20 protein-coding genes are annotated in these 21,770 nt (G+C 32.6%); 14 read left to right on the plus strand and 6 right to left on the minus strand.

Annotated features, from left to right (window positions below; all coding sequences use genetic code 11):
• Window positions 1-36: 36 nt before the first annotated feature.
• The 4 genes from SOM12_RS21985 to menD form a co-directional block, all read right to left on the minus strand.
• Window positions 37-870, minus strand: coding sequence for a 1,4-dihydroxy-2-naphthoyl-CoA synthase (locus SOM12_RS21985; RefSeq protein WP_053473251.1), 834 nt, complete (start codon window positions 868-870; stop codon window positions 37-39).
• Window positions 871-1,658: 788 nt separating this feature from the next.
• The gene (locus tag SOM12_RS21990; protein WP_320495493.1) at window positions 1,659-2,513 is read right to left on the minus strand and encodes a CvfB family protein; all 855 of its coding nucleotides are present in this window, start codon (window positions 2,511-2,513) and stop codon (window positions 1,659-1,661) included.
• 170 nt (window positions 2,514-2,683) lie between these two features.
• On the minus strand, window positions 2,684-3,025 hold the full coding sequence (locus SOM12_RS21995) for a DUF2853 family protein (protein WP_320495494.1): 342 nt from the start codon (window positions 3,023-3,025) through the stop codon (window positions 2,684-2,686).
• A gap of 91 nt (window positions 3,026-3,116) precedes the next feature.
• A complete protein-coding gene (gene menD / locus SOM12_RS22000; protein ID WP_320495495.1) occupies window positions 3,117-4,778 on the minus strand; it encodes a 2-succinyl-5-enolpyruvyl-6-hydroxy-3-cyclohexene-1-carboxylic-acid synthase in 1,662 nt (553 codons plus the stop codon).
• A gap of 177 nt (window positions 4,779-4,955) precedes the next feature.
• On the opposite strand from menD, the gene SOM12_RS22005 reads away from it, so the two are divergent.
• Together SOM12_RS22005 and SOM12_RS22010 are read left to right on the plus strand one after the other, a co-directional pair.
• Window positions 4,956-6,131, plus strand: a complete 1,176-nt coding sequence (locus tag SOM12_RS22005) for a thioredoxin family protein (protein WP_095931174.1) — start codon at window positions 4,956-4,958, stop codon at window positions 6,129-6,131.
• A gap of 16 nt (window positions 6,132-6,147) precedes the next feature.
• Window positions 6,148-6,645, plus strand: coding sequence for an N-acetyltransferase family protein (locus SOM12_RS22010; RefSeq protein ID WP_320495496.1), 498 nt, complete (start codon window positions 6,148-6,150; stop codon window positions 6,643-6,645).
• Between the two features lie 214 nt (window positions 6,646-6,859).
• Here the strand turns inward: SOM12_RS22010 and SOM12_RS22015 are convergent, their stop codons facing one another.
• Complete coding sequence (locus tag SOM12_RS22015) at window positions 6,860-7,447, minus strand: glutathione peroxidase (protein WP_095931242.1); 588 nt, start codon at window positions 7,445-7,447, stop codon at window positions 6,860-6,862.
• A gap of 765 nt (window positions 7,448-8,212) precedes the next feature.
• On the opposite strand from SOM12_RS22015, the gene SOM12_RS22020 reads away from it, so the two are divergent.
• The 4 genes from SOM12_RS22020 (at window position 8,213) to SOM12_RS22035 (ending at window position 10,764) form a co-directional block, all read left to right on the plus strand.
• Complete coding sequence (locus tag SOM12_RS22020) at window positions 8,213-8,743, plus strand: RNA polymerase sigma factor (RefSeq protein WP_095931172.1); 531 nt, start codon at window positions 8,213-8,215, stop codon at window positions 8,741-8,743.
• A complete protein-coding gene (locus tag SOM12_RS22025) occupies window positions 8,743-9,531 on the plus strand; it encodes an anti-sigma factor (RefSeq protein WP_320495497.1) in 789 nt (262 codons plus the stop codon). The genes SOM12_RS22020 and SOM12_RS22025 overlap by 1 nt, the downstream gene beginning before the upstream one ends.
• 87 nt (window positions 9,532-9,618) lie before the next feature.
• Entirely contained in the window at window positions 9,619-9,996 is a 378-nt protein-coding gene (locus tag SOM12_RS22030) for a DoxX family protein (protein ID WP_320495498.1), read from the plus strand.
• 33 nt (window positions 9,997-10,029) lie between these two features.
• Window positions 10,030-10,764 (plus strand): DUF3667 domain-containing protein, encoded by a 735-nt coding sequence (locus tag SOM12_RS22035; protein ID WP_320495499.1) that lies wholly within the window; start codon window positions 10,030-10,032, stop codon window positions 10,762-10,764.
• A gap of 65 nt (window positions 10,765-10,829) precedes the next feature.
• Here the strand turns inward: SOM12_RS22035 and ccsA are convergent, their stop codons facing one another.
• Complete coding sequence (gene ccsA, locus SOM12_RS22040; RefSeq protein ID WP_320495501.1) at window positions 10,830-14,051, minus strand: cytochrome c biogenesis protein CcsA; 3,222 nt, start codon at window positions 14,049-14,051, stop codon at window positions 10,830-10,832.
• 288 nt (window positions 14,052-14,339) lie between these two features.
• Here ccsA and SOM12_RS22045 point away from each other — a divergent pair, with 288 nt between their 5' ends.
• The 8 genes from SOM12_RS22045 (at window position 14,340) to SOM12_RS22080 (ending at window position 21,565) form a co-directional block, all read left to right on the plus strand.
• Window positions 14,340-15,101, plus strand: coding sequence for a Rossmann-like and DUF2520 domain-containing protein (locus SOM12_RS22045; RefSeq protein WP_095931167.1), 762 nt, complete (start codon window positions 14,340-14,342; stop codon window positions 15,099-15,101).
• A complete protein-coding gene (locus SOM12_RS22050; protein ID WP_248726888.1) occupies window positions 15,085-15,612 on the plus strand; it encodes a KdsC family phosphatase in 528 nt (175 codons plus the stop codon). Before SOM12_RS22045 ends, SOM12_RS22050 begins: the two co-directional genes overlap by 17 nt.
• 83 nt (window positions 15,613-15,695) lie before the next feature.
• Window positions 15,696-16,622 carry a geranylgeranylglycerol-phosphate geranylgeranyltransferase gene (locus tag SOM12_RS22055; RefSeq protein ID WP_320495503.1) on the plus strand — a complete coding sequence of 309 codons (927 nt, stop codon included), beginning with the start codon at window positions 15,696-15,698 and terminating at the stop codon, window positions 16,620-16,622.
• Complete coding sequence (locus tag SOM12_RS22060; RefSeq protein ID WP_095931164.1) at window positions 16,615-17,199, plus strand: Maf-like protein; 585 nt, start codon at window positions 16,615-16,617, stop codon at window positions 17,197-17,199. The genes SOM12_RS22055 and SOM12_RS22060 overlap by 8 nt, the downstream gene beginning before the upstream one ends.
• 10 nt (window positions 17,200-17,209) lie before the next feature.
• Entirely contained in the window at window positions 17,210-17,740 is a 531-nt protein-coding gene (locus tag SOM12_RS22065; RefSeq protein WP_095931163.1) for a mechanosensitive ion channel domain-containing protein, read from the plus strand.
• 102 nt (window positions 17,741-17,842) lie between these two features.
• A complete protein-coding gene (locus tag SOM12_RS22070; RefSeq protein ID WP_095931162.1) occupies window positions 17,843-18,943 on the plus strand; it encodes an AI-2E family transporter in 1,101 nt (366 codons plus the stop codon).
• 78 nt (window positions 18,944-19,021) lie between these two features.
• Window positions 19,022-20,854, plus strand: coding sequence for a hypothetical protein (locus tag SOM12_RS22075; protein WP_095931161.1), 1,833 nt, complete (start codon window positions 19,022-19,024; stop codon window positions 20,852-20,854).
• A 189-nt stretch (window positions 20,855-21,043) separates the two neighbouring features.
• Window positions 21,044-21,565 (plus strand): hypothetical protein, encoded by a 522-nt coding sequence (locus SOM12_RS22080; protein WP_095931160.1) that lies wholly within the window; start codon window positions 21,044-21,046, stop codon window positions 21,563-21,565.
• Window positions 21,566-21,770 lie beyond the last annotated feature (205 nt).

Raw genomic sequence — 21,770 nt, forward strand, 5'->3', positions numbered from 1 at the left:
TTGAAACCTGAAACTTGAAACTATTTTATAACTTATTTAAGGTAACCACTTATTTTCACCGAAGTTTGGTTTTCTTTTCTCTAAGAAAGCGTTTCTTCCTTCTTTTGCTTCTTCGGTCATGTAAGCTAAACGAGTTGCTTCTCCTGCAAAAACTTGTTGTCCGACCATTCCGTCGTCTGTCAAGTTCATTGCAAATTTCAGCATTTTTATAGATGTTGGTGATTTTTGAAGAATTTCCTGTGCCCACTCGTAAGCAGTAGCTTCTAACTCGTCATGTGGAATTACAGCATTTACCATTCCCATTTCAAAAGCTTCTTGAGCAGAATAATTTCTACCTAAAAAGAAGATTTCACGAGCTTTTTTCTGACCCACCATTTTAGCCAAATATGCCGATCCGTAACCACCGTCAAAACTTGTTACGTCTGCATCAGTTTGTTTAAAAATGGCATGTTCTTTACTTGCAAGCGTCATGTCGCAAACTACGTGCAAACTATGTCCGCCACCTACGGCCCATCCTGGAACCACTGCAATAACTACTTTAGGCATAAAACGGATTAAACGCTGTACTTCTAAAATATTTAAACGGTGCTGTCCGTCTTCTCCAACGTATCCTTGGTGTCCACGCGCATTTTGATCTCCACCGCTGCAGAAAGAATAAACTCCGTCTTTTGTTGAAGGCCCTTCAGCTGAAAGTAAAACTACACCAATCGAAGTATCCTCTTGTGCATCATAAAAAGCTTGGTATAATTCTGAAGTAGTTTTAGGACGGAATGCATTTCTAACATTAGGTCTGTTAAAAGCTATTCTCGCTACTCCATTGCATTTTTTATAAGTTATATCTTCAAATTCTCTGGCTGTAATCCAATCCATTTTGATTTTTTGTTTAAAAATAATTATAGGGTAAAAATAAATCATTTTTACTACTTTACCTACTCAATCGCTCTTAAGTCTTTGCTAAATTGACTTCTAATGTTAACAATTGGTATTTACTTACAAAAAATAACATTTTTTAACATTAGTTTAGAAAAATAATAATTAATTTTACACCCTAGAAATCAATGAGATACAAAACATTTCAAAGATTTCAGATTGATTTTCTTTCACTGATTTATTAACCTAAAAAATGATTTTTTTGAGAAAATTTAAAAAATTTGTCGCTCATTTTTTTAGGGTTTTAAGTAACAAACCTCAATTAAAGGAGCAAATGATTTATGTGTTTGTCGAAACTTCAAAAAGAAAAAAGTAACACCTAAGGTTAAATGTTAGAATTGTCTATTGATTAGTATAGAAATGATAACGAAAAGAGGAAAAAAGTACTAATTCACAACTTTCTAAAAGTTATTTTATAAAACCAATGGATGAGCCGTGAAATTCTCTTTTTTGCTTTTAAGATAGGTGCATTGATTATTTAAAAGACATACCATCGATGGGACGATCTCTAAAATACGTAAAGCCATTGTCCTGAGATGAATTCGAATTATTTTATTTCTGTTTTTTTTTAATTACAATTTTTTTTAAAACTGAATAAAAAGCGAAAGGCTGCTTGTAATGAGCAGCCTTTCGTGTTATAATAATTTTGCTAGCGCAAAATAAATTCCAAATTTTAAATTCCAAATTCCAAGTATCAATTGGAATTTGGAATTTTTTAATTGGAATTTCTATTCTTTTACCAGATAAATTCCGTCTTCTTTAATTTCAATCAGTTTTTCTTTGTATAATGAGCCAATTGCTTTTTTGAATGACTTTTTACTCATTTTCAAAACTGTTTTAATGTCTTCTGGATGAGAATTATCGTTTAAGCGAAGGAAACCTCTGCTGGCTCTCAATTCGCTTAAAATCTTCTCTGCATTGGGCTCGATACTCTCAACGCCTTGAGGCTGAAGCGCAACATCAATTTTGTTATCAGGACGAATGTTTTTGATATAACCACGCATTCTGTCGCCGGTTCTTATCGAATCATCATAAACTTCATCTTTGTACAAAAGGCCTTTATGTTGTTCGTTTATAATAACATTAATTCCCATATCGGTAATATGAGACACGATTAAATCTACTTCTTCTCCTTTTTCAACCGTCAACTGGTCATTACTCAAAAATTGATTGGTTTTACTTGAAGCCACCAAACGATTGGTCTGTGTGTCTAAATATAAATAAACCAAATAGCGTTTTCCTTTTTCCATCGGACGCGCTTGTTCTTTAAACGGAACCAAGATATCTTTTTCCATTCCCCAGTCCATAAACGCACCAACGTTATTAATGTAATTTACTCTCAAAAGAGCAAACTCATTAAGTAAAATGTACGGAACCAAAGTTGTCGCAACTGGTCGCTGTTCATGATCTAAGTAAACAAAAACGATTAATTCTTCGCCAATTTCAAATACTTTTGGTACATATTTATTGGGAAGCAAAACATCGTGAACGCCATCTGGATCGTTTTCAGGATCTCCTAAAAACAAACCAACTTTGGTGTCACGCAATATAGTTAGGGTATTGTATTTTCCTATTTCTAGCATTTTCTAAATATTCTAAGTTGATTATACAACTAAGTTTGTGAGGTGCAAAGGTACGAAGTTTGGCATCGTACAAAGAAATTAATTTAACAAAACTTAATTTGTAGGTAAAAAACAGAAAATCCCTTTATAAGTAGAACTTATGAAGGGATTTTAAATTGCATCAAACTTAATTACTTGAAGATGCTTTCTTTCTTAAAATGTACAGTCAGTAAATAATAAACAACAGCTCTATATTTGTGTTTATTAGATTTTCCATATTTTTCCATAACGGCATCAATTCCTTTGTCTAAATCTGGACCACTACTTAAACCTAATTTCTTAATTAGAAAGTTGTTTTTTACAGTATCCAATTCTGATTGTTGCGAAGAAGCTACTGTAGAGGCATCATCATTATAAATAGATGGGCCACAAGCAATTGTGACTTTTGTTAATAAATCTACATCAGCTGTAATACCGCATTTCTCTTTTAAATCAGCAGTGTACTTTGTAATTAATTCTTCTCTCTTGCTCATAACTATGAATGTATTTGGTGAATAATGCGCCAAATCTATAGCTAAAGAAGCAATAAATCAATAATTTTAACAAAATTTTTCTTTCAAAAAATCAATATAGGTATTTAAAATACTGCTTTAAAATCTGATCATTCTCCAATGTTGGCGTAAATACTTCCAAAATTGCTGGTGCATCATCTGAACCATATAAGGATTTGATTCCGCTTTCTAAAGATTCATTGTCTTTTGCTGCATAATAATTAAAATTATACATCTTAGCCAAATGCTCCGCTGTAAGATTATGAGAGGTTTCAAAATACGTATTGAAAACAGGTTTTTCTTCATGTCCGGGCAAAATTCTAAAGATTCCTCCTCCTCCATTATTTATTAGAATAATTTTGAAGTTTTTTGGAATGTATGAATTCCATAAAGCATTGCTATCGTACAAGAAACTAATGTCTCCAGTAACAAAAACAGTTTGCTTTTTATTTCCAACCGCTGCACCAATTGCTGTAGAAGTGCTTCCATCAATTCCGCTTGTTCCGCGATTACAGAAAACCTCAATAGAACTATCAATATCGATTAATTGCGCATAGCGAATTGCAGAACTGTTGCTAATTTGCAACAAACTATTTTTAGGAAGTGATTCTATTACTTTTTCGAAAACTTTAAAATCAGAAAAATCAATTTTACTTAAATATTCTTTTCTTCTCTCTAATCTCGTTTGGTAAACGGCATCTACATTTTTAAAATAATTGCTTTTTACAAAAGAGGTTTTTGAAAGCAGGTTTTTAAAGAAATCATTGGGCTGCATCTCAAAATGTTTTGTCAATGCTCCAAATGTATCATACGCTCTTAAAGTATCAATATGCCAATGGTGTTCTGGTTTGTATTTTCTTAAAAATCCTTTGATTCTTTTTGAGACAACCATTCCTCCAAAAGTGATTAAAACTTCAGGGTTAAACTTCTTAAAATCAAAATCATCAAAAGGAGTAATTAAAGTATCTATTGAATTGATAAAACTAGGATGATGTAAATTTGATGTTGTTTCTGTCAGTACAACAATTGACGGATCTGAAGCTAAATTTTCAATAACTTCTTGATCAATTGCATTTGCTTCGTTAACTCCTACTAAGATTAATTTTCGCTTTGCAGTATTCCAAATAGAAACTATTTCGTCGCTATTTTCTATTGCTAAAGGAAAAGCTTCTGGCTCGGGATTTGTAATTTTGGGCTGTACAGAAAGCTCTTCTGTTGTTTCGTATAAAGGTTCTTCAAAAGGCGCGTTAATATGAACTGGTCCTTTCTTTTGAATTGCCGTTTCAATGGCCAAATTGATTTTCAAATCATTTTCTTCTGAAGCATCTTCGGTCAAATTTGCATTAAAAACGGAATGATTAGAGAAAACATTTTCTTGACGAATCGTTTGTCCGTCACCAATATCAATTTTACTTTGCGGACGATCGGCAGAGATTACAATTAAAGGAATTTGGCTGTAAAACGCTTCCGCGAAAGCGGGATAATAATTCAATAAAGCCGATCCTGAAGTACAAACAATTGCAGTTGGCTGTTTAGTTTGCTGTGCAATTCCTAGAGCAAAAAAAGCGGCACATCGCTCGTCTGCAATACTATAACAGGTAAAATTTGAATTTTGAGCAAATCCGATAGTTAACGGTGCATTTCTAGATCCTGGAGAAATTATAATATTAACAATGCCTTTGGCAGATAAAATTTCGATAATGCTTTGTGCAAGCGCTATTTTGGGGTAAATCATTCCGGTCGTGTATTACTTTTTTCAAAGAAAAATCCTTATTTAATCTTTCTTTCTCTTGCTTACAAAGTTACAAACTTCGCACTTGATTTATATTATAATTAGGAATATATTAAGGCTCTTTCTCAAAAAAGGGGATATATTTGTAAAATCGAATAATTAATAAAAGCCAGCCTTATTATGCGTTTCTTATTTATACTTTTTTTATCTGTTACTTTTCAAACCATAACTTCTCAGAATCAATTTGTTCCTGTTGATGTTCCGTACAAAACAGCTTTAGAAAATGCAAAAAAAGAAGGAAAACCACTTTTTGTAATGCTTTATGCCGATTGGTGTCCGCATTGTAATTTAATGAAAACCGAAGTTTTAAGCGATCCCGCTATTATTGATTTTTTGAATAAAAATTATGTATGCACGTATAAAAATATTGAAAAAGAAGAAGGAATTGCTTTAAAGAATAAATTCAATACAAAATCACTTCCTACTTTTTTATTTCTTGACGGCAATGAAACGCTAATTTATGCTCTGAAAGGAGAAATGAAAAAAGCGGAGTTTCAAAATGAATTGCGTTATGCTTTAAATCCGAAAATGCAATTACCATATTTAGAAAAGGAGTTTCTTGCTGATCCAAGCAATTCTGATAAATTCTTCACGTATTTAAATACTCTAAAAAAAGGAAAAGACAGAACTGAGTTATCAATACCAACTCACGTATATTTGAATACTCAAACGGATAATCAATTGGTTAGCGAATTAAACTGGAGAGTTATAGCCAACGGTGTTACGGATATTAAATCTAGAGAATTTCAGTTTGTTTTAGACCATCAGAAGGAATTTGCTGCTGTAGCATCTCAAAATCGCGTTGACCGTAAAATTGAAAGTATTGTAAATGAATTGCTTCGTCCTTTGGTTGATAATTTAGATACGGTAAACTATTATAAACAAAGGGAAATTGCCAAATCTATCCGATTGCAAAAAACAGATTCTTTGGTTTTTAAATACGATTTGACATTAGCAGAAAGAACTGAAAAGTGGAATTTCTATAAAAAAGTTACTCTTGAAGATACTCAGAAACTAGTTTGGAACGATGCTAGTTTTTTAAAGGACATCGGAAATACTTACTTTAAACATATTAAAGACACTGAAAGTTTAAAAAAGGCTATTTCTTGGGTGGATCGCTCTTTAGAATTAAATGATTCCTACGACGGAAACTTACTCGAAGCTAAGCTTTACAATAAAATAAAGAATAAGAAAAAAGCTTTGGAATACGCCAAAAATGCCAAAGCCATTGCTAAAGAAATGGATTGGAACTCTAAAGAAGTAGATGTTCTATTGGCTGAACTGAATACCAAATAAATCACAATAATTACCAATGAGCATTATTTTAAGACCTGCAACCACAAACGATTTACAAAAGATTCTAGAAATTGTAAATCACTCTATTTTACATACAACCGCTAATTATAGCTACGAGATTCAAACTTTGGAAGTTCAGACCAAATGGTTTGAAGATAAAAAAGCTAAAAATCTTCCTGTAATTGTAGCCGATTTAGATGGCGAAGTAGTTGGTTTTGGAAGTTATGGGCAATTTAGAGAGAAAATAGGCTATCAATATACCGTAGAACATTCTGTCTATGTAGTGGACAATGTTATAGGAAAAGGAATTGGTTCTAAACTTTTGACAGAATTAATTTGTTTAGCAAAAGAACAAGGTTATCATGTTATGATTGGCGCAATTGATGCTGATAATGCAGGAAGTATTGCTTTTCATGAAAAATTTGGATTTATCGCTACGGGCACGATTCGTGAAGTTGGCTACAAATTTGACCATTGGCTGGACTTGGTTTTTATGCAACTTATTTTAGTTTAACCGCAAAGTTCGCGAAGCATTACGCAAGGTTCGCAAAGTATTTAAAAACTCTGTTCCTTTGCCTTTGTATCTTTGGAACTTAAAGTTTTTGTTTTATTAACCGCAAAGTACGCAAAGTATTTAAAAACTCTGTTCCTTTGTATCTTTGTCCCTTTGAAACTAAAAAAAAAACTCAAATTTGAAATTTTCAAATTTGAGTTTTTTTTTATGCTTTTTAGCTTTTAATCCAATTAATAACTTCAGGTTCTGTAACTAAAGTTTTTGGTTTAATTACTTTAACCAATTCCCCTTTTTCGTTGATTAGGTATTTTTGAAAATTCCATTCTACTTCAGAATCTTGCAATCCATTTCTAGATTTCTCGGTTAAGAATTTATACACTTCACACATATCACTTCCTTTAACAGAAACCTTGTTCATCATCGGGAAAGTTACACCGTAATTCTGCTGGCAGAATGTTTCGATTTCTTTAGCCGTTCCAGGCTCTTGTGATGCAAAATTATTTGCTGGAAATCCAACAATTACAAAACCTTTATCTTTATATTCTTTGTAAACCGCTTCTAAATCTTTGTATTGCGGAGTTAAACCGCATTTTGAAGCTGTATTAACAATCATGACTTTTTTGCCTTTTAAAGAAGCAAAGTCAAAAGTATCTCCTGATAAATCTTCTACTTTAAATTGATAAATTGTTTCTTTAGCCATGGCTTTATCTTTTTTAGATAATTTGTTTGTATTAGTTTGAGCATTTAATCCTGTTGCTGACAAAAGAGCTGCTCCAAATAGCATTAATATTATTTTTTTCATCTGATAATTTTTTATAAAATTAGCTAAAATCCATTTCACAAAAACTATTTTAAGTCTATAATTTTTGCCAATCAAAAGTTAAATAAAAAATTGAAGCCTAACGTTAATCAGACGTTAGGCTTCCCCCCATACAAACAAATCAAACCATGAATTAATTATTATGTAATCTTTTATAAATTATAGTTGATGACACTCGGTTATGTCGAAAATTTCTTCAACCCCCATATGTCAAACGTCTTTAAAAAAAATCTCTTATTGGCTTGTATGATGAAAACTTAAATCCTAAAATTGTCGAATGACCTATTAAAAAAATCTTCTTTTTTTGGAAGTCCGAGTGCATCAACTATTTAATATTTTTAAACTATTTCGTTATCAATTCTTATACTAATAAAGCTCGTTAAAGCATCTTTTAAAAATTCACTTTCAGAAAAACTGATCAGTGTCAAAACTGTTGTTAATCCAACTATTAATATTCTGACTATTATTTTGCTATCCATATGTCTATAATGCTATTATAACAACAGTTTTTCGATTTTCTATGACTCTATTAAGATTTTTCTGGCCTTATAAATACATTTACGAAATTGGATTGTTTTTGGTTTTAAAAAAATGAAAAAAAAATGCATTTTTTTCTTGAAGCCTTTATTTTCTTAGGTTTTTCGCTATTAAAAAAAATATAAAAGTGAGAGAAAAATAATTTAACTTTATAACAGGTTAACATATAATGCTTCAATTTCTAATGTTTAAACTTAAAATTTCTAATCTATGAGTCAAGAAGAACTGCTAGTTTTAATTTACAAAAAGGACGAAAAAGCTTTTACCCATTTGTACGATATGTATTCAAAAAGCTTGTTTTCTGTCATTCATGTCCTAATCAAAAATCGAGAAGAAGCAGAAGATGTTCTGCAAGATGTTTTTGTCAAAATTTGGAAAAACATCGATTCTTATAATGAAAGTAAAGGTCGTTTTTACACCTGGATCATTAATATTGCCAGAAACACATCGATCGATAAACTTCGTTCTAAAGACTATAATAACACGCAAAAAAACCTTTCCTCAGATAATTTCGTAAATCTGTTAGATGAGAGTAATAAATTAAGCCACAAACTCGATGCAATTGGAATTCAAGAATTCGTAAAGAAACTGAAACCAAAATGTATCGAAATAATTAACCTATTATTCTTTAAAGGATATACCCAGCAAGAAGCTTCAGAAGAATTGGCACTGCCACTGGGGACTATCAAGACACAAAACAGAAACTGTATTAACGATTTACGTAATTATTTGAAAGTATAATGGAAGCACAAGAATATATAGAATCAGGAATTTTAGAGCTATACGTTTATGGCTTACTGAGCGAAAAAGAAAATTTAGAAATAGCAGAACTAGCAAAAAAGTCACCCGAAGTTGATCAAGAAATCATTTCGATAGAAAAAGCTATAATTGCACTTTCGTCGAGCTTCTCTCCTTTCCATTCTGTGGAAAATTTTGAAAAAATTAAAGCTCGTCTGGAGCTTAAGCACGGAAAAGTAGTCGAACTGAAACCGACTTCAAACTGGGCTCAATATGTGGGTTGGGCCGCTGCAGTATTATTATTGCTAGGTTTAGGATATCAGACTTTAGAATTAACAAAAACTAAAGAAGCAATCTCGACTGTTGGCAATGAAAAAAATAAAATTCAGCGCGAATATGCTTTCTTAGATCAGCAGAATAAACAAACTGAAAAAAATCTAAGCATTGTGAGAGATATTAAAAATACTGGAGTTACTCTTGGCGGTCAGGCCGTTTCTCCAGCTTCTTTTGCAAAAGTATACTGGAATAAGCAGACTAAAACAACTTATATTGATGCCGCAGGTTTACCAGATCCTCCAAAAGGAATGGTTTATCAGGTTTGGTCTTTAAAGCTAAGTCCTGTTCTTACGCCAACAAGTATTGGTTTACTGGATGATTTTGAAGGAAATAAACAAAAAATCTTTGCTGTAAGCCAAACCGATTCGGCTGAGGCTTTTGGAATTACTTTGGAGCCAGCTGGCGGAAGTCCAACACCAACAATGGAACAGCTTTATACTTTAGGAAAAGTTTAAAACTTACTTTTCATAAAAAGCTAAAACGCATATTCAGAGTAATATGCGTTTTTTTTTATTACTTTTAAATTCACCAAAAACCAATTTATGAATTCAACCTTGCTCTTAAGAATTGCTACGGCCATTATCCTCTTGACCCATTCCGTTTTCGGAATGTTTAATAATGGTATTAATGATTTTGGAAATCTTTTTCTAAATCAAATTGGTTTTGCTCCTTATGGCGTGTTTCTAGCTTGGAGCATCAAATTATCTCATGTTTTAGCGGCGGTACTTTTGTTAGCAAACAAATACGTTAAACTTGCGGGTTTTGTAACCATTTTTGTTCTTATAATGGGAATCATTCTAGTGCATTTTAAAGAAGGCTGGTTTGTTGTAGGCGGAGGAAGAAACGGTGTTGAATATAATTTTCTGCTCATAATAGTTTTATTGGCAATTATGTATCCTAGTGGAATCATAAGAAAGTAAAAAAGTAATTCATAAACCAAATATGAAACTGAAATGGAAATAATGTGTAAAAATTGCCATCAGATCTTTACAGGTCATTATTGCAATAATTGCGGTCAGCCTGCAGAAACACACAAAATAAATATTCATTTTTTGTGGCACGACATTCAACACGGTTTATTGCATTTTGATAAAGGCATTTTGTATTCTCTGAAGCAATTGTTTACAAGGCCAGGCCATTCTATCCGCGAATTTATAGAAGGAAAAAGAGTTCGTCATTTTAAGCCTTTATCACTGGTTGTGGTTCTTGCGACGCTTTATGGGGTTTTATATCATTATTTTCACATTAATACTTTTGATTCGGTAAAGAGTCCAAACATAGATTCTGATTATTTAAACGAATGGTTCGCGACCCATTTCTCATGGGTAACAGTAGCTTCCATTCCTATTTATACTATTGGTACGTATCTCGTTTTTAGAAAACAAGGTTATAATTTTGTGGAACTTTTTGTGCTTAATACTTTCAAAGCTGCACAAAGAATTTCTGTACAGCTACTAACAATACCAGCGTTAATTTTTTTCAATCATACTTCACACATACAGCAGTATACTTATACCATGTATATTATTGGTATTGTTTTAATCTTTTGGACCAACATTCAGTTCTTCAATAAAATATCTAAAACAAAAGCATTTTTCTTATCCATATTAAGTCATCTTATCTTTTTGTTTTGCTTTTTAATACTAACTGCTATTGTACTTCTTCTGTCAGGTAAATTTTCAGATTAGAAATAAAAAAAAGGCCCAACATGATGTTGAGCCTTTTTTATGAATTAATAATTATTGTAAATTATTTATTTCTTTACTTTTTTAGTTTTGTAGTATTTATGATATTTTGGATACGTAATTGCTCCAATTATACTAATGGCAATTAGTAAATAATATACCCAGTTTAATGAATGTGCTTCTCCGCTTGCATAAGAATGCAGACCAACTAAGTGAAAATTCACTCCATAATAAGTAAATAAGATCGAAATAAAAGCAAACATACTCATTAAGTTAAAGAACCATTTTCCTCTTAGCGCAGGTACAAAACGAGCGTGAATAACAAAGGCATAAACCATAATTGAAATTAAAGCCCAAGTTTCTTTTGGATCCCATCCCCAGTAACGTCCCCAGCTTTCATTTGCCCATTGTCCGCCAAGGAAGTTTCCAATAGTCAACATAATAAGACCAATTGTTAAGGCCATTTCATTGATATAGCTTATTTCTTTAATATGTAAGTCCATTTTAGTTTTGTTTTTCTCAGTTGTAAAGAAAATCAATACAAGACCAACAAAACCTAAAATCATTCCTAATGCAAATGGGCCGTAACTAGCAACGATTACTGCAACGTGAATCATTAACCAGTAAGAATTAAGCACCGGCTGTAAATTTGCAATTTCAGGGTCAATCCAGTTCATGTAAGCAGCCATCAAAATCATTGCTGTAACAAATGCAGATGAAGCAACTGTTAATTTAGATTTTCTATCAAAAGCAAGTCCGAAGAACATAGTTGCCCAAGCCACATATACAATAGATTCGTACGCGTTACTCCAAGGTGCGTGTCCAGAAATATACCAGCGTGCAATTAATCCTACCGTATGAAGTGCAAACAATAATCCCACCATAACGTGGAAAACGTTTACGGTAACACGAAGCCATTTTTTCTCAAAGAAAATATTTAAAATCGTAAATATTAACATCAAAATAGCTACTGTAATATACCAGTAAGGCAAAACTTTAAATACATCATACTTATTGTAAGCAATCTCTGCATCGATTTTTTGCTCACTTGGTCTTACTTTAGCTCCAAATTTCTTTTGAAAACCATTGATGCTTTCTACTAAATTATCTGCTGTATCGAAGTTTTTTTCGATAGAACCGTTATTTAAAGCACTAAAATATAACGGAAGAATTTGTTTTACGTAAGTAGAATCCATTCCTTTAAAACCAGCACTTTCACGCTCTAAATAAGAAACCCATTTGTGGTTTGGATCATTTGGAATTGGGAAGATTCTTAAAATACTTCCGCTTAATGCCGATTCCATTAAGTTTACTTTTTTATCAGTCTCAACAAAATCTTTCTCAAAATTATTCGGATTTGCTGCTTTGTAAGCTGCATCTAAATAAGGAGATAATTTATAATTTCCTTGTTCATCAAAGAATTTTACGAACGGTGCATATTGATCTTTAGAATCAATTCCGATAATTTTACGAATACTATCATTTCCAGATTTAATATAAATCAATGGAACTTGAATCCAAACCTGCGCATATTGCGTCATAGATAAGAAAACCTGATCAGAATTCATTTCGTTATACTTATCACTATGACTTACTTTACGAAGTAATTCTGATGAAAACGTATTAATTGGCTTCATTCTACCTCCAGCATCCTGAATAATCAAACGACCAAATTTTGCTGCGTGCGCTTCTGGCGCTTTGTAAATATTCAATAAAGAATCTAACTGTTTCTTGCTTGGCGGAGCCGTAACGTGATTGGCATGATCATTTGAATCTGCCGTATGCTCATGGTCATGATCATGATCGTGTGAATGAACATGAGGGGTTTGCTGTGCAAATCCGTTCAAACTAATCAATAAAACTAAAATAGTAATTAGCTTTTCTTTTTTCTTCTGAATGGCTTCTAATTTCTTTTTCAAATCACCAAAACGAGAATGTTTCGTAAACATAATTGCCATTAAACCAATGTATAATAGAAAATAACCAAAATAAGTAATATTCGTTCCCCAGAAATCGTGGTTTACAGATAAAACAGTTCCTTTTTCGTCTGGATCAAATGAAGATTGGAAGAAACGGAAACCTTTATAATCTAAAACGTGATTCATAAAAATATCGGCATCAAAAGTTTCTGTAGAATCCTGAACGGTTACTTTACTTTTGTATGAAGAATAACTTTTTTCTGTTCCAGGATATTTCTCAGCAATAAAATCGTTCAAACGAATTTTAAATGGCAAGACATAAGCTTTACTTCCAAAGAAAATAGAATATTCTATATTGCCAATTTTAACCGTTTTAGCTTCGCCAACTTGGCCTTTATTACCAAAAACCATTACTTCTTTTTCCTGTCCTTCTGCTTTTACTTTAACGACTAAGGCATCAGAATGAGATTTTGCTTTGAAATCATTATTAGATTCGTAATCCACTTTTCCTTTCAATGGAGGCTCTGGAAATACAATTCTAATATCTCCAATGCTGTATAATGAACGCATCATTAAAGGCTGCACATTATCTTTTGTAACTTTTCCTTTAAATTGATCAGCCATTCTCATAAATTCACCCTCAAAAGGAGTCTGGATTGTATATTCTTTTCCAGTTGTATTGATGTTAATGGCACCGTCTGTCTGCTTATTTAAAGCAAATAAAACATTGTGAATGTTCTGAACTTCACCTTCTTTCAGGTAATGTTCTTCACGTCCACCCGCTCCAGCTTCAACTAATTTAAGGTATAAAGTTCCGTTTGGATCTGGCTTAACCACTTCTTTTGCTCCCATGATATAGTTCGAATAGGTAACTTCAAAAGGAGTTTCGTCAAATTTTCCTGAAATGCTAAAGTCATTATTGGTAACAGGAGAAAGTAAAAGGCTTTTTTCAAAAACCCTTCTTTTCATTTCCCCTTTATATTCACCATCAGCAAAAATGGTTAAAAAGGTTTTATCTGAATATACTTGGTTTTCTGCCGCGCCTTCGCGAATTGGCATCATTCCTTCGTAACTAATATATCTTGTAATAAAAGCTCCTAAAAGGATAAAAACAAAAGCAAGGTGCAATAAAAGAGTTGCCCATTTTTCTTTTTTATGCAATTGATATCTTTTGATATTTCCGAAGAAATTAAGCATAAAGATGGCCATAATTGCCTCAAACCACCAAGTATTGTAAATTAGTATTCTAGCCGTATCGGTATTGTATTTACTTTCGATAAAAGTTCCAATACCCATTGCAATTGCGAATGTTAAAAAAAGAACGGCCATTAATCGTGTAGAAAACAAAAAAGAGAATATTTTTTTATCCATTTCTTAGGAATTACATTGTATAAAAGTGCGACAAAAGTACTTAAAAATGTTGATTAGCAGGCTTTGCCTTTTGTTAATAAAAACCAAAAATAAGGACTATTTTTTAAACGAATTGGTAATAAGGAAAGTTTAAACCTACAAAACAGATGTGCTTTTTTTGAATAATTGTTTTTAGCTAAAAAGTGTTAGAATTCTAACCAAAACCAGAAGACAATAAAAATTTCAAAAAAGCATTATCAATATTCAATAGTCTCCCGCATTAAAAAAAATAATACTAATTTTGCTTTCATGATTCAGATAACAATAATCGGTTCCGGCAATGTTGCACAGCATTTGATAAAGGCTTTTTCTGCCAGCAAAATTGTTGAAATTAAGCAGGTTTTTTCACGAAAGAAAGAAGCCTTACTTCATCTTATTGATTCTGAAAAGATTGTAACCGATTTTCAAGCATTAGAACCTACTGATTTGCATATTATTTCAGTTTCAGATAATGCCATTACAGAAGTTTCAGAACAGCTTCCGTTTAACAATCAATTGGTGGTTCATACTTCTGGAACATCTTCCATTGAACTTTTAGATCCTAAAAACAGACGAGGTGTTTTTTATCCGCTTCAGACATTTTCTAAAAATAAAGAATTAGATTATTCTGTTGTTCCATTCTGTTTGGAAGCAGAAAATACAGCCGATTTCAAACTTTTAGAAACCATTGCAAAAAGTGTTTCAACTGCGGTTTATTCTATAAGTTCAGAACAGCGCAAGGCACTTCATGTTGCTGCCGTATTTGTAAGCAATTTTACGAATCACTTGTACCAAATGGGGCACGAAATCTGCGAAGAAAACCAAGTTCCTTTTGCTGTTTTAAAGCCTTTAATTCAGGAAACGGCAGATAAAATCAATACACTCGATCCTATTGATGCACAAACAGGCCCAGCGATACGCCATGATTCTAACACAACCAATGCGCATATGGCCTTTTTACAAGACGAAAACAAAAAAAATATCTATAAAATCCTAACACAATCTATACAGCATAATGGGAAAAAGTTATAAAGAAATAATGAATGACATCACAACGTTTGTTTTTGATGTAGATGGCGTACTTACAGATGGTTCTGTTTTTGTAACCAATGAAGGCGAAATGTTAAGAACAATGAACATTCGTGATGGTTATGCAATGAAAGCGGCTATTGAAAGTGGTTACCATGTATGCATTATTTCTGGCGGAAGCAATGAAGGTGTACGTGTACGTTTGCGCAATTTGGGCGTTAATGACATTCATTTAGGAACTCCGGATAAAGTAAAAACTTTTAAAGCTTACTGCGAAAGCAACAATATTAAACCCGAAAATGTGTTGTATATGGGAGACGATATCCCTGATTTTCATGTAATGAAATTAGTTGGACTTCCAACTTGTCCGCAAGATGCTAGTCCGGAAATTAAAACACTATGCCGCTATATCTCACATGTAAAAGGCGGACGTGGCGCTGCGAGAGACGTTATCGAGCAAGTGATGAAAGTGCAAGGAAAATGGATGGATTATTTTAACGGAAAACACGATTAAGTAATCAGTCGCAGTTTTCAGTCCCAGTATCCATTTAAAAAAACTCAGTACCTTAGAATCTTAGCCTCTCAGAACCTTAGAATATGAAATTCCTAAAACTTATTCGTTATAAAAACCTTTTAATGCTTGCTTTTATGCAGCTGCTTTTTCGCTATGCCTTTTTAAAACAACAGCAAGTTCCGCTGGCATTGGCTGACTGGCAATATGGATTGCTGGTTTTAAGCACTGTTTTATTAGCCGCTGCAGGTTATGTAATTAATAATATTTACGATGTGGGAACTGATAGCATCAACAAACCGCAAAATGTTGTCGTTGGAAAAGGAATTACAGAAACGGCTGCTTATAATATTTATATAGGTTTAAATATTTCTGGCGTAGCAATTGGTTTTATTCTGTCGAATATTATTATGAGGCCGACTTTTGCATCCCTTTTTATTCTAATAGCTTCGCTTCTATATTTTTATGCAACGAGTCTAAAACAAATTATGATTTTAGGTAATTTCGTAGTGGCATTGCTTTTAGCAGCAAGTGTGTTAATTATTGGCATTTTTGATCTTTTTCCTGCTACAACAGGCGAAAATCAAGCCCAAATGGCCAGTCTTTTTTCTATTCTAATAGACTATGCCTTATTTGCTTTTATGATTAATTTTATTCGTGAAATTATAAAAGATATCGAAGATGTAAATGGCGATTACAATATGGGAATGAATACGTTACCTGTTGCAATAGGAGTTAATAGAGCGGCCAAAATCGCTTTGGGCTTTGCTGTTGTTGCATTTATTATGTGTGCGCTTTATTGCAATACGTACTTCATGCAAAACAAGCTTTACATTTCAGTATTTTATGCTTTTGCCACTGTTTTAGCGCCTTTGCTTTATTTTATAGTAAAAATATTTAGTGCAAAATCTCAAAAGGAATTTCATCATTTAAGCAACATCTTAAAACTTATCTTATTCTTCGGAATCTTATCAATCTTGGTTATTGCCTTAAATATCAAATACAATGCTTAAAGAAAAACTAAAAAAGTATAAAATCATTTTAGCTTCGGGTTCTCCTCGCAGACAGCAATTTTTTAAGGATTTAGACCTTGATTTTGAAATTCGCTTAAAAGACGTTGAAGAAATTTATCCGCCAGAATTAAAAGCGGTAGAAATTACCGATTATCTAGCCGAATTAAAGGCCAGCGCTTTTGAAGGAGAATTGAAAGAAAACGAAATCTTGGTTACAAGCGATACCATTGTTTGGCACCAGAATAAAGCTTTAGGAAAGCCTAAAAGTGCCGAAGAAGCATTTGAAATGATTAAATCGATGTCTAATGCAACTCATGAAGTCATTACTTCTGTTTGTTTTAAAACTTCAGATTCCTCTACTCTTTTGCACGATATTACAAAAGTAACCTTCAACGATTTGTCAGACGAAGCTATTTTGTATTATATAGAAAACTACAAACCTTACGATAAAGCTGGTGCTTATGGTATTCAGGAATGGTTTGGTTTTATGGCAGTTGCAAAAGTAGAAGGTTCTTATACCAATGTAATGGGGCTTCCGACAGCCAAAGTTTACGAATTTTTGACTACATTAGTGTAAAAATTTATTTATGTTTTCTTTTAAAGAGTATAGCCGAGAAATAATAGCGACAATCATTCTTATTGGTGTTTTGATTGTATTACGTATAGTAATTGCTAAACTAATAAAGCGTTTTGCGGCTACAAGTCAATTATTTGAACATCGCACCAATCTGGTTATTAAGTATATTAATATTTTAATGAATATACTTCTTGTAACCATTTTGATCATAATCTGGGGAGTTCAGACAGAAGATATTTTTATTACCATTTCTTCTATTGCAACTGTAATTGGTGTTGCTATGTTTGCGCAATGGTCGATTTTAAGCAATATTACTTCCGGAATGGTTTTATTCTTTTCCTTTCCTTTTAGAATTGGGGATACGATTAAAATTCATGATAAAGATTTTCCAATTGAAGCTGAAATCGAAGACATTAATACCTTTCATGTAAGCTTAAAAACAAAAGAAGGAGAAAAAATTGTTTTCCCGAACAATTTACTGCTTCAAAAAGGAATTTCGATTATTCCAGCAAAATATGAAGAGCGAGAGTTTTTTGACTAAAATGTAATGGGAATTTTATAACGGGCGCGAGAAAAGCTAGAACGTAAAAAGACAAATAAAGTGTAATATTTGTTTTATAAATTCAGCTAAATAAAATAAAAAATGACTCGGCCAATAACATTACCCTTTTATGCAAAACTTTCTTTTATTCTTGTAACTTTAATTTGTTTTGCATTCATTTTTTGTCTCGGAAAAGATATTCTTACGCCCATTTTAATGGCATTTTTATTTGCCGTTTTACTCCTTCCGATTTTTACTTTTCTAAAGACCAAACTTAAGTTTCCAAGGCACCTCGCTGCTATAGTCTGTCTTGCTATTTTCATTTCTATTGTGGTCGGAATTCTAGTTTTTATTTCCTACCAAGTCACTTATATGGCCAATGATTTTGAAACTATAAAGAAAAATGCAAACTCCTTTATTGTCGAAATTCATAAGTTTATAAGAGAAAATTTTCAGGTAAGCATTGGCGAACAGAAAAAATATCTGGATTCTGTTACAAAAGATTCGGTCAAAACGGGTCAGGCTAAACTAGGTTCGTTTATAATTTCGATAAGCGATGTTCTTTTGGACAGTACCATTATGATCATTTACACTTTTTTGTTTTTGATTTATAAAGAGCATTTTAAACTGTTTTTTGCCAAGTTAATCAAACAAGAAAATCATGGAATTTTGCAGGATATTTTATCTCAGATAAAAGTTTCAATCAACAATTACATCGTCAGTTTAATTATCGAAATGATTGTTGTTTCGGTATTGACGAGTTTAGGTTTGTGGATCATTGGCGTGAAATACTTCGTCCTTCTCGGATTGATTACAGGAATTTTGAACTTGATTCCTTATATCGGAATTTTTATTGCTGGAATTATTACCGTTCTGGCATCGTTAACAGGATCTGGAGAAATTTCAGTAATCCTCGGAATTCTAATTGTAAACGTTATTGTTCAGTTTATTGATAATAATCTCCTTGTGCCGTTAATTATTAATTCTAAAGTAGAAATAAATGCTTTTGTGTCTATTATGGGAATTATTGTCGGAGGTGCCGCAGCTGGAATTGCCGGAATGTTTTTAGCTATTCCGCTTTTGGCTATTTTGAAAATTATTTTTGATCGAATTGATTCGCTTTCTGCTTGGGGTTATCTAATGGGAAATCATGTTCCGCGAAAATTTGCTTGGAGAAAGAGAAAAATTACAACAGAAAATTAAAAATAACGTTATGCTAGCATAGCATCTGTTTATTCCTTAAATTCATAAAACTTAAAACTATTAGAAGAAAATTACCGAATGTCTTTAAACAATAAAATACTGTTTTTTATTTTGCTGTGCTTTTGTTTACAAAGCGGGTATGCGCAGGTAAATGATAATAAAAAAGAGCCTAAAAAAGAGAAAGATACTACGGAAATCTACACTAAGATTAGAAATTATTCTAAGAAAAATAAATTTACGCAGACCATGCATAAATTATTCTTCAGATCTAAAAAACCGAAGAAAAAAGAAGAATTGCTTGTTCCTATTGATTCCACAAATTATGATGGGAAAATTATTCGAAAAATCAATATTATTACTCTGGATCCTTTTGGGTATTCTGTTGCCGATACTACTCTAACTCCGAAAAACTGGGGAGAAAGAATGGGTAACAGACTTCATTTAAAAACAAAGAAAATTGCCATTTACAACTTGTTGCTTTTTAAGAGAAATTCTCGTTACGATACCTACAAAGTTCTAGAGTCTGAGCGTTTGATTCGTGCGCAGCGCTATGTTACAGCGGTTAGAATTTCCAATCAGACAGTGGGTCAAGCTTCAGATTCTGTAGATGTTACCATTCGTGTTTTAGATTCCTGGAGTACAATTCCGAGGTTTTCAATTTCGAGCAATCAAGTTTCGGTAGGTTTTAAAGAAAAAGATTTTTTTGGAAGTGGACAACAGCTTGAATATCGTTTTACCAACCGTTTTGATGACGGTCAAAATGCCAATGAAGTAACGTATACTGTTCCCAATATTAAGAATACCTATATAGGAACTGTTCTGCATTACAAAATGGATTTAGATAATAACTATATTAAAAGCATTGATATCGAACGAGACTTCTACTCTCCCCTGACCAAATGGGCTGGCGGATTTTATATGGATGAAAGTTTTAGAAAAGATACGCTTCAGGCTCCAGATTCTACATTTGCTTATCAACCCAAAAAATATACCTCACAAGATGTTTGGGCGGGGCGTGCTTTTAAAGTATTTGAAGACAATCACAAAGCCATAACAAACCTTGTTACTACTGCTCGTTTTTTGAATGTCAATTACAGTGAGTCGCCATCTGATCTTTACGATCCGAATCATTTTTATTCTTCTGAAAAGCTAATTCTGAGTGGAATTGGTCTCAATACAAGAAAATTTATCAAAGACAGCTATATTTTTAGAAACGGACAAACAGAAGACGTACCGATAGGAAGAATATATGGTGTTACTTTTGGATATCAGTACAAAAACACTTTTTGGCGGCCTTATGTTGGGGCTCAATTCTCTTTTGGAAATTATTACCGTTTAGGTTTTTTAAGTATGAATTTTGAAGCAGGCACTTTTTTTCATCAATCCAAAACTTACCAAACTTCCTTTCTGTTTGAATCCAATTATTTTACAAAATTATTTAGCGTCGGAAATTGGAAAATCAGACAATTCGTAAATCCGAAAGTGGTAATTGGAATAAATCGTGATGACATAATTGGAGATCAGCTGAATATAAATGAAGGAAACGGAATTCCTGGATTTAACAGTTATTTGTATGGAACCAGCAAAGCTGTTTTATCACTACAGACACAAACGTATTCGCCACACTCTTTACTTGGATTTCGTTTAAACCCATTTTTCAATTATTCCATTGCAGTATTAGGAAGTCCAGAAATGGCAATGACAAAGAGTAAGCCCTATTCTAAACTTACCGTAGGATTATTAATTAGTAATGACTACTTGGTTTTCAGTTCATTCCAGCTTTCGTTATCTTATTATCCAAGTATTCCGCAGCAAGGCGATAATGTTTTCAAAACCAATACTTTTGAAACTACCGATTACGGACTTCAAAGTTTCGAACTTGCAAAGCCTAGAGTTGTCAATTACAAATAATTTTTTTGTCTTTTTTTTGAAAAACTCTAAAAGCAACAAAAACCTTTAAAATCAATAAATTAACCATTTTCAACCGTTTTCTCTACTCGTTGAAATGCATTTTTACTCGACAAAATACATCTGCTTTTATTTTTTGGCACAGTATATGAATATCCCTGTTCAAGATTAACATTATAAAATTAAAAAAAGATGAAAACGATAAAATTAGCAATCGCCGGATTATTTCTAATGGTTGCAAACGCCACACAAGCTCAAGTATCGGTTAACGTAAATATTGGTGCTCCGCCAGCTTGGGGACCAGTAGGATATACAGAAATGGAATATTACTATCTTCCAGATGTTGAGGCTTACTACGATGTTCGTGCTGCTCAATTTATCTATTTCGGAGGAGGAAAATGGGTAAGAGCGACGTACTTACCTAGACAATATAGAAACTATGATTTGTATGGAGGTTACAAAGTAGTTTTAACAGATTATCACGGTAGAACTCCTTATACTTATTTTGACCGTCATAGAGTGAAATATTACAGAGGATACCACGGAGCTCCACAAAGACCATACAAACCAAGACCTGTATATGGTTACAGTGAACGTCGTCATTACGATCGTAAAGATTACAAACATTACGACAAACACAATAAACATGATAAACACCATGACAGACATGATCATGATGATCACGATCGTGGGCATGGACACGGTAGAAGATAATAATGCTAAATTACTAGCGATCAATACAAGAGAGTATCAAAAAAAACGATACTCTCTTTTTTTATGATTTGTTTAATGGGATCTTTTGTTAAAATGTTGTATATTCAATATAAACAACTGTATTACAGTAAGTTTCGCGTTAAAAATCTGATCTGTAATATATTTATAATATATATTTGCGCCGAATTTTAAAATCCAAAAAAGA

Origin of the sequence: Flavobacterium sp. CFBP9031 (genome assembly GCF_034044945.1) — a bacterium.
Lineage (GTDB): Bacteria > Bacteroidota > Bacteroidia > Flavobacteriales > Flavobacteriaceae > Flavobacterium.

Coding starts and splice junctions, on each gene's coding strand:
- SOM12_RS21990 (WP_320495493.1), bottom strand. CDS start 2,513: ATGCTAGAAATAGGAAAATACAATACCCTAACTATATTGCGTGACACC.
- SOM12_RS22015 (WP_095931242.1), bottom strand. CDS start 7,447: ATGAAAAAAATAATATTAATGCTATTTGGAGCAGCTCTTTTGTCAGCA.
- SOM12_RS22075 (WP_095931161.1), top strand. CDS start 19,022: ATGTCTTTAAACAATAAAATACTGTTTTTTATTTTGCTGTGCTTTTGT.
- SOM12_RS22045 (WP_095931167.1), top strand. CDS start 14,340: ATGATTCAGATAACAATAATCGGTTCCGGCAATGTTGCACAGCATTTG.
- SOM12_RS22070 (WP_095931162.1), top strand. CDS start 17,843: ATGACTCGGCCAATAACATTACCCTTTTATGCAAAACTTTCTTTTATT.
- ccsA (WP_320495501.1), bottom strand. CDS start 14,051: ATGGATAAAAAAATATTCTCTTTTTTGTTTTCTACACGATTAATGGCC.
- menD (WP_320495495.1), bottom strand. CDS start 4,778: ATGATTTACCCCAAAATAGCGCTTGCACAAAGCATTATCGAAATTTTA.
- SOM12_RS22080 (WP_095931160.1), top strand. CDS start 21,044: ATGAAAACGATAAAATTAGCAATCGCCGGATTATTTCTAATGGTTGCA.
- SOM12_RS22065 (WP_095931163.1), top strand. CDS start 17,210: ATGTTTTCTTTTAAAGAGTATAGCCGAGAAATAATAGCGACAATCATT.
- SOM12_RS22060 (WP_095931164.1), top strand. CDS start 16,615: ATGCTTAAAGAAAAACTAAAAAAGTATAAAATCATTTTAGCTTCGGGT.
- SOM12_RS22005 (WP_095931174.1), top strand. CDS start 4,956: ATGCGTTTCTTATTTATACTTTTTTTATCTGTTACTTTTCAAACCATA.
- SOM12_RS22050 (WP_248726888.1), top strand. CDS start 15,085: ATGGGAAAAAGTTATAAAGAAATAATGAATGACATCACAACGTTTGTT.
- SOM12_RS22035 (WP_320495499.1), top strand. CDS start 10,030: ATGGAAATAATGTGTAAAAATTGCCATCAGATCTTTACAGGTCATTAT.
- SOM12_RS22025 (WP_320495497.1), top strand. CDS start 8,743: ATGGAAGCACAAGAATATATAGAATCAGGAATTTTAGAGCTATACGTT.
- SOM12_RS22055 (WP_320495503.1), top strand. CDS start 15,696: ATGAAATTCCTAAAACTTATTCGTTATAAAAACCTTTTAATGCTTGCT.
- SOM12_RS22030 (WP_320495498.1), top strand. CDS start 9,619: ATGAATTCAACCTTGCTCTTAAGAATTGCTACGGCCATTATCCTCTTG.
- SOM12_RS21985 (WP_053473251.1), bottom strand. CDS start 870: ATGGATTGGATTACAGCCAGAGAATTTGAAGATATAACTTATAAAAAA.
- SOM12_RS22010 (WP_320495496.1), top strand. CDS start 6,148: ATGAGCATTATTTTAAGACCTGCAACCACAAACGATTTACAAAAGATT.
- SOM12_RS21995 (WP_320495494.1), bottom strand. CDS start 3,025: ATGAGCAAGAGAGAAGAATTAATTACAAAGTACACTGCTGATTTAAAA.
- SOM12_RS22020 (WP_095931172.1), top strand. CDS start 8,213: ATGAGTCAAGAAGAACTGCTAGTTTTAATTTACAAAAAGGACGAAAAA.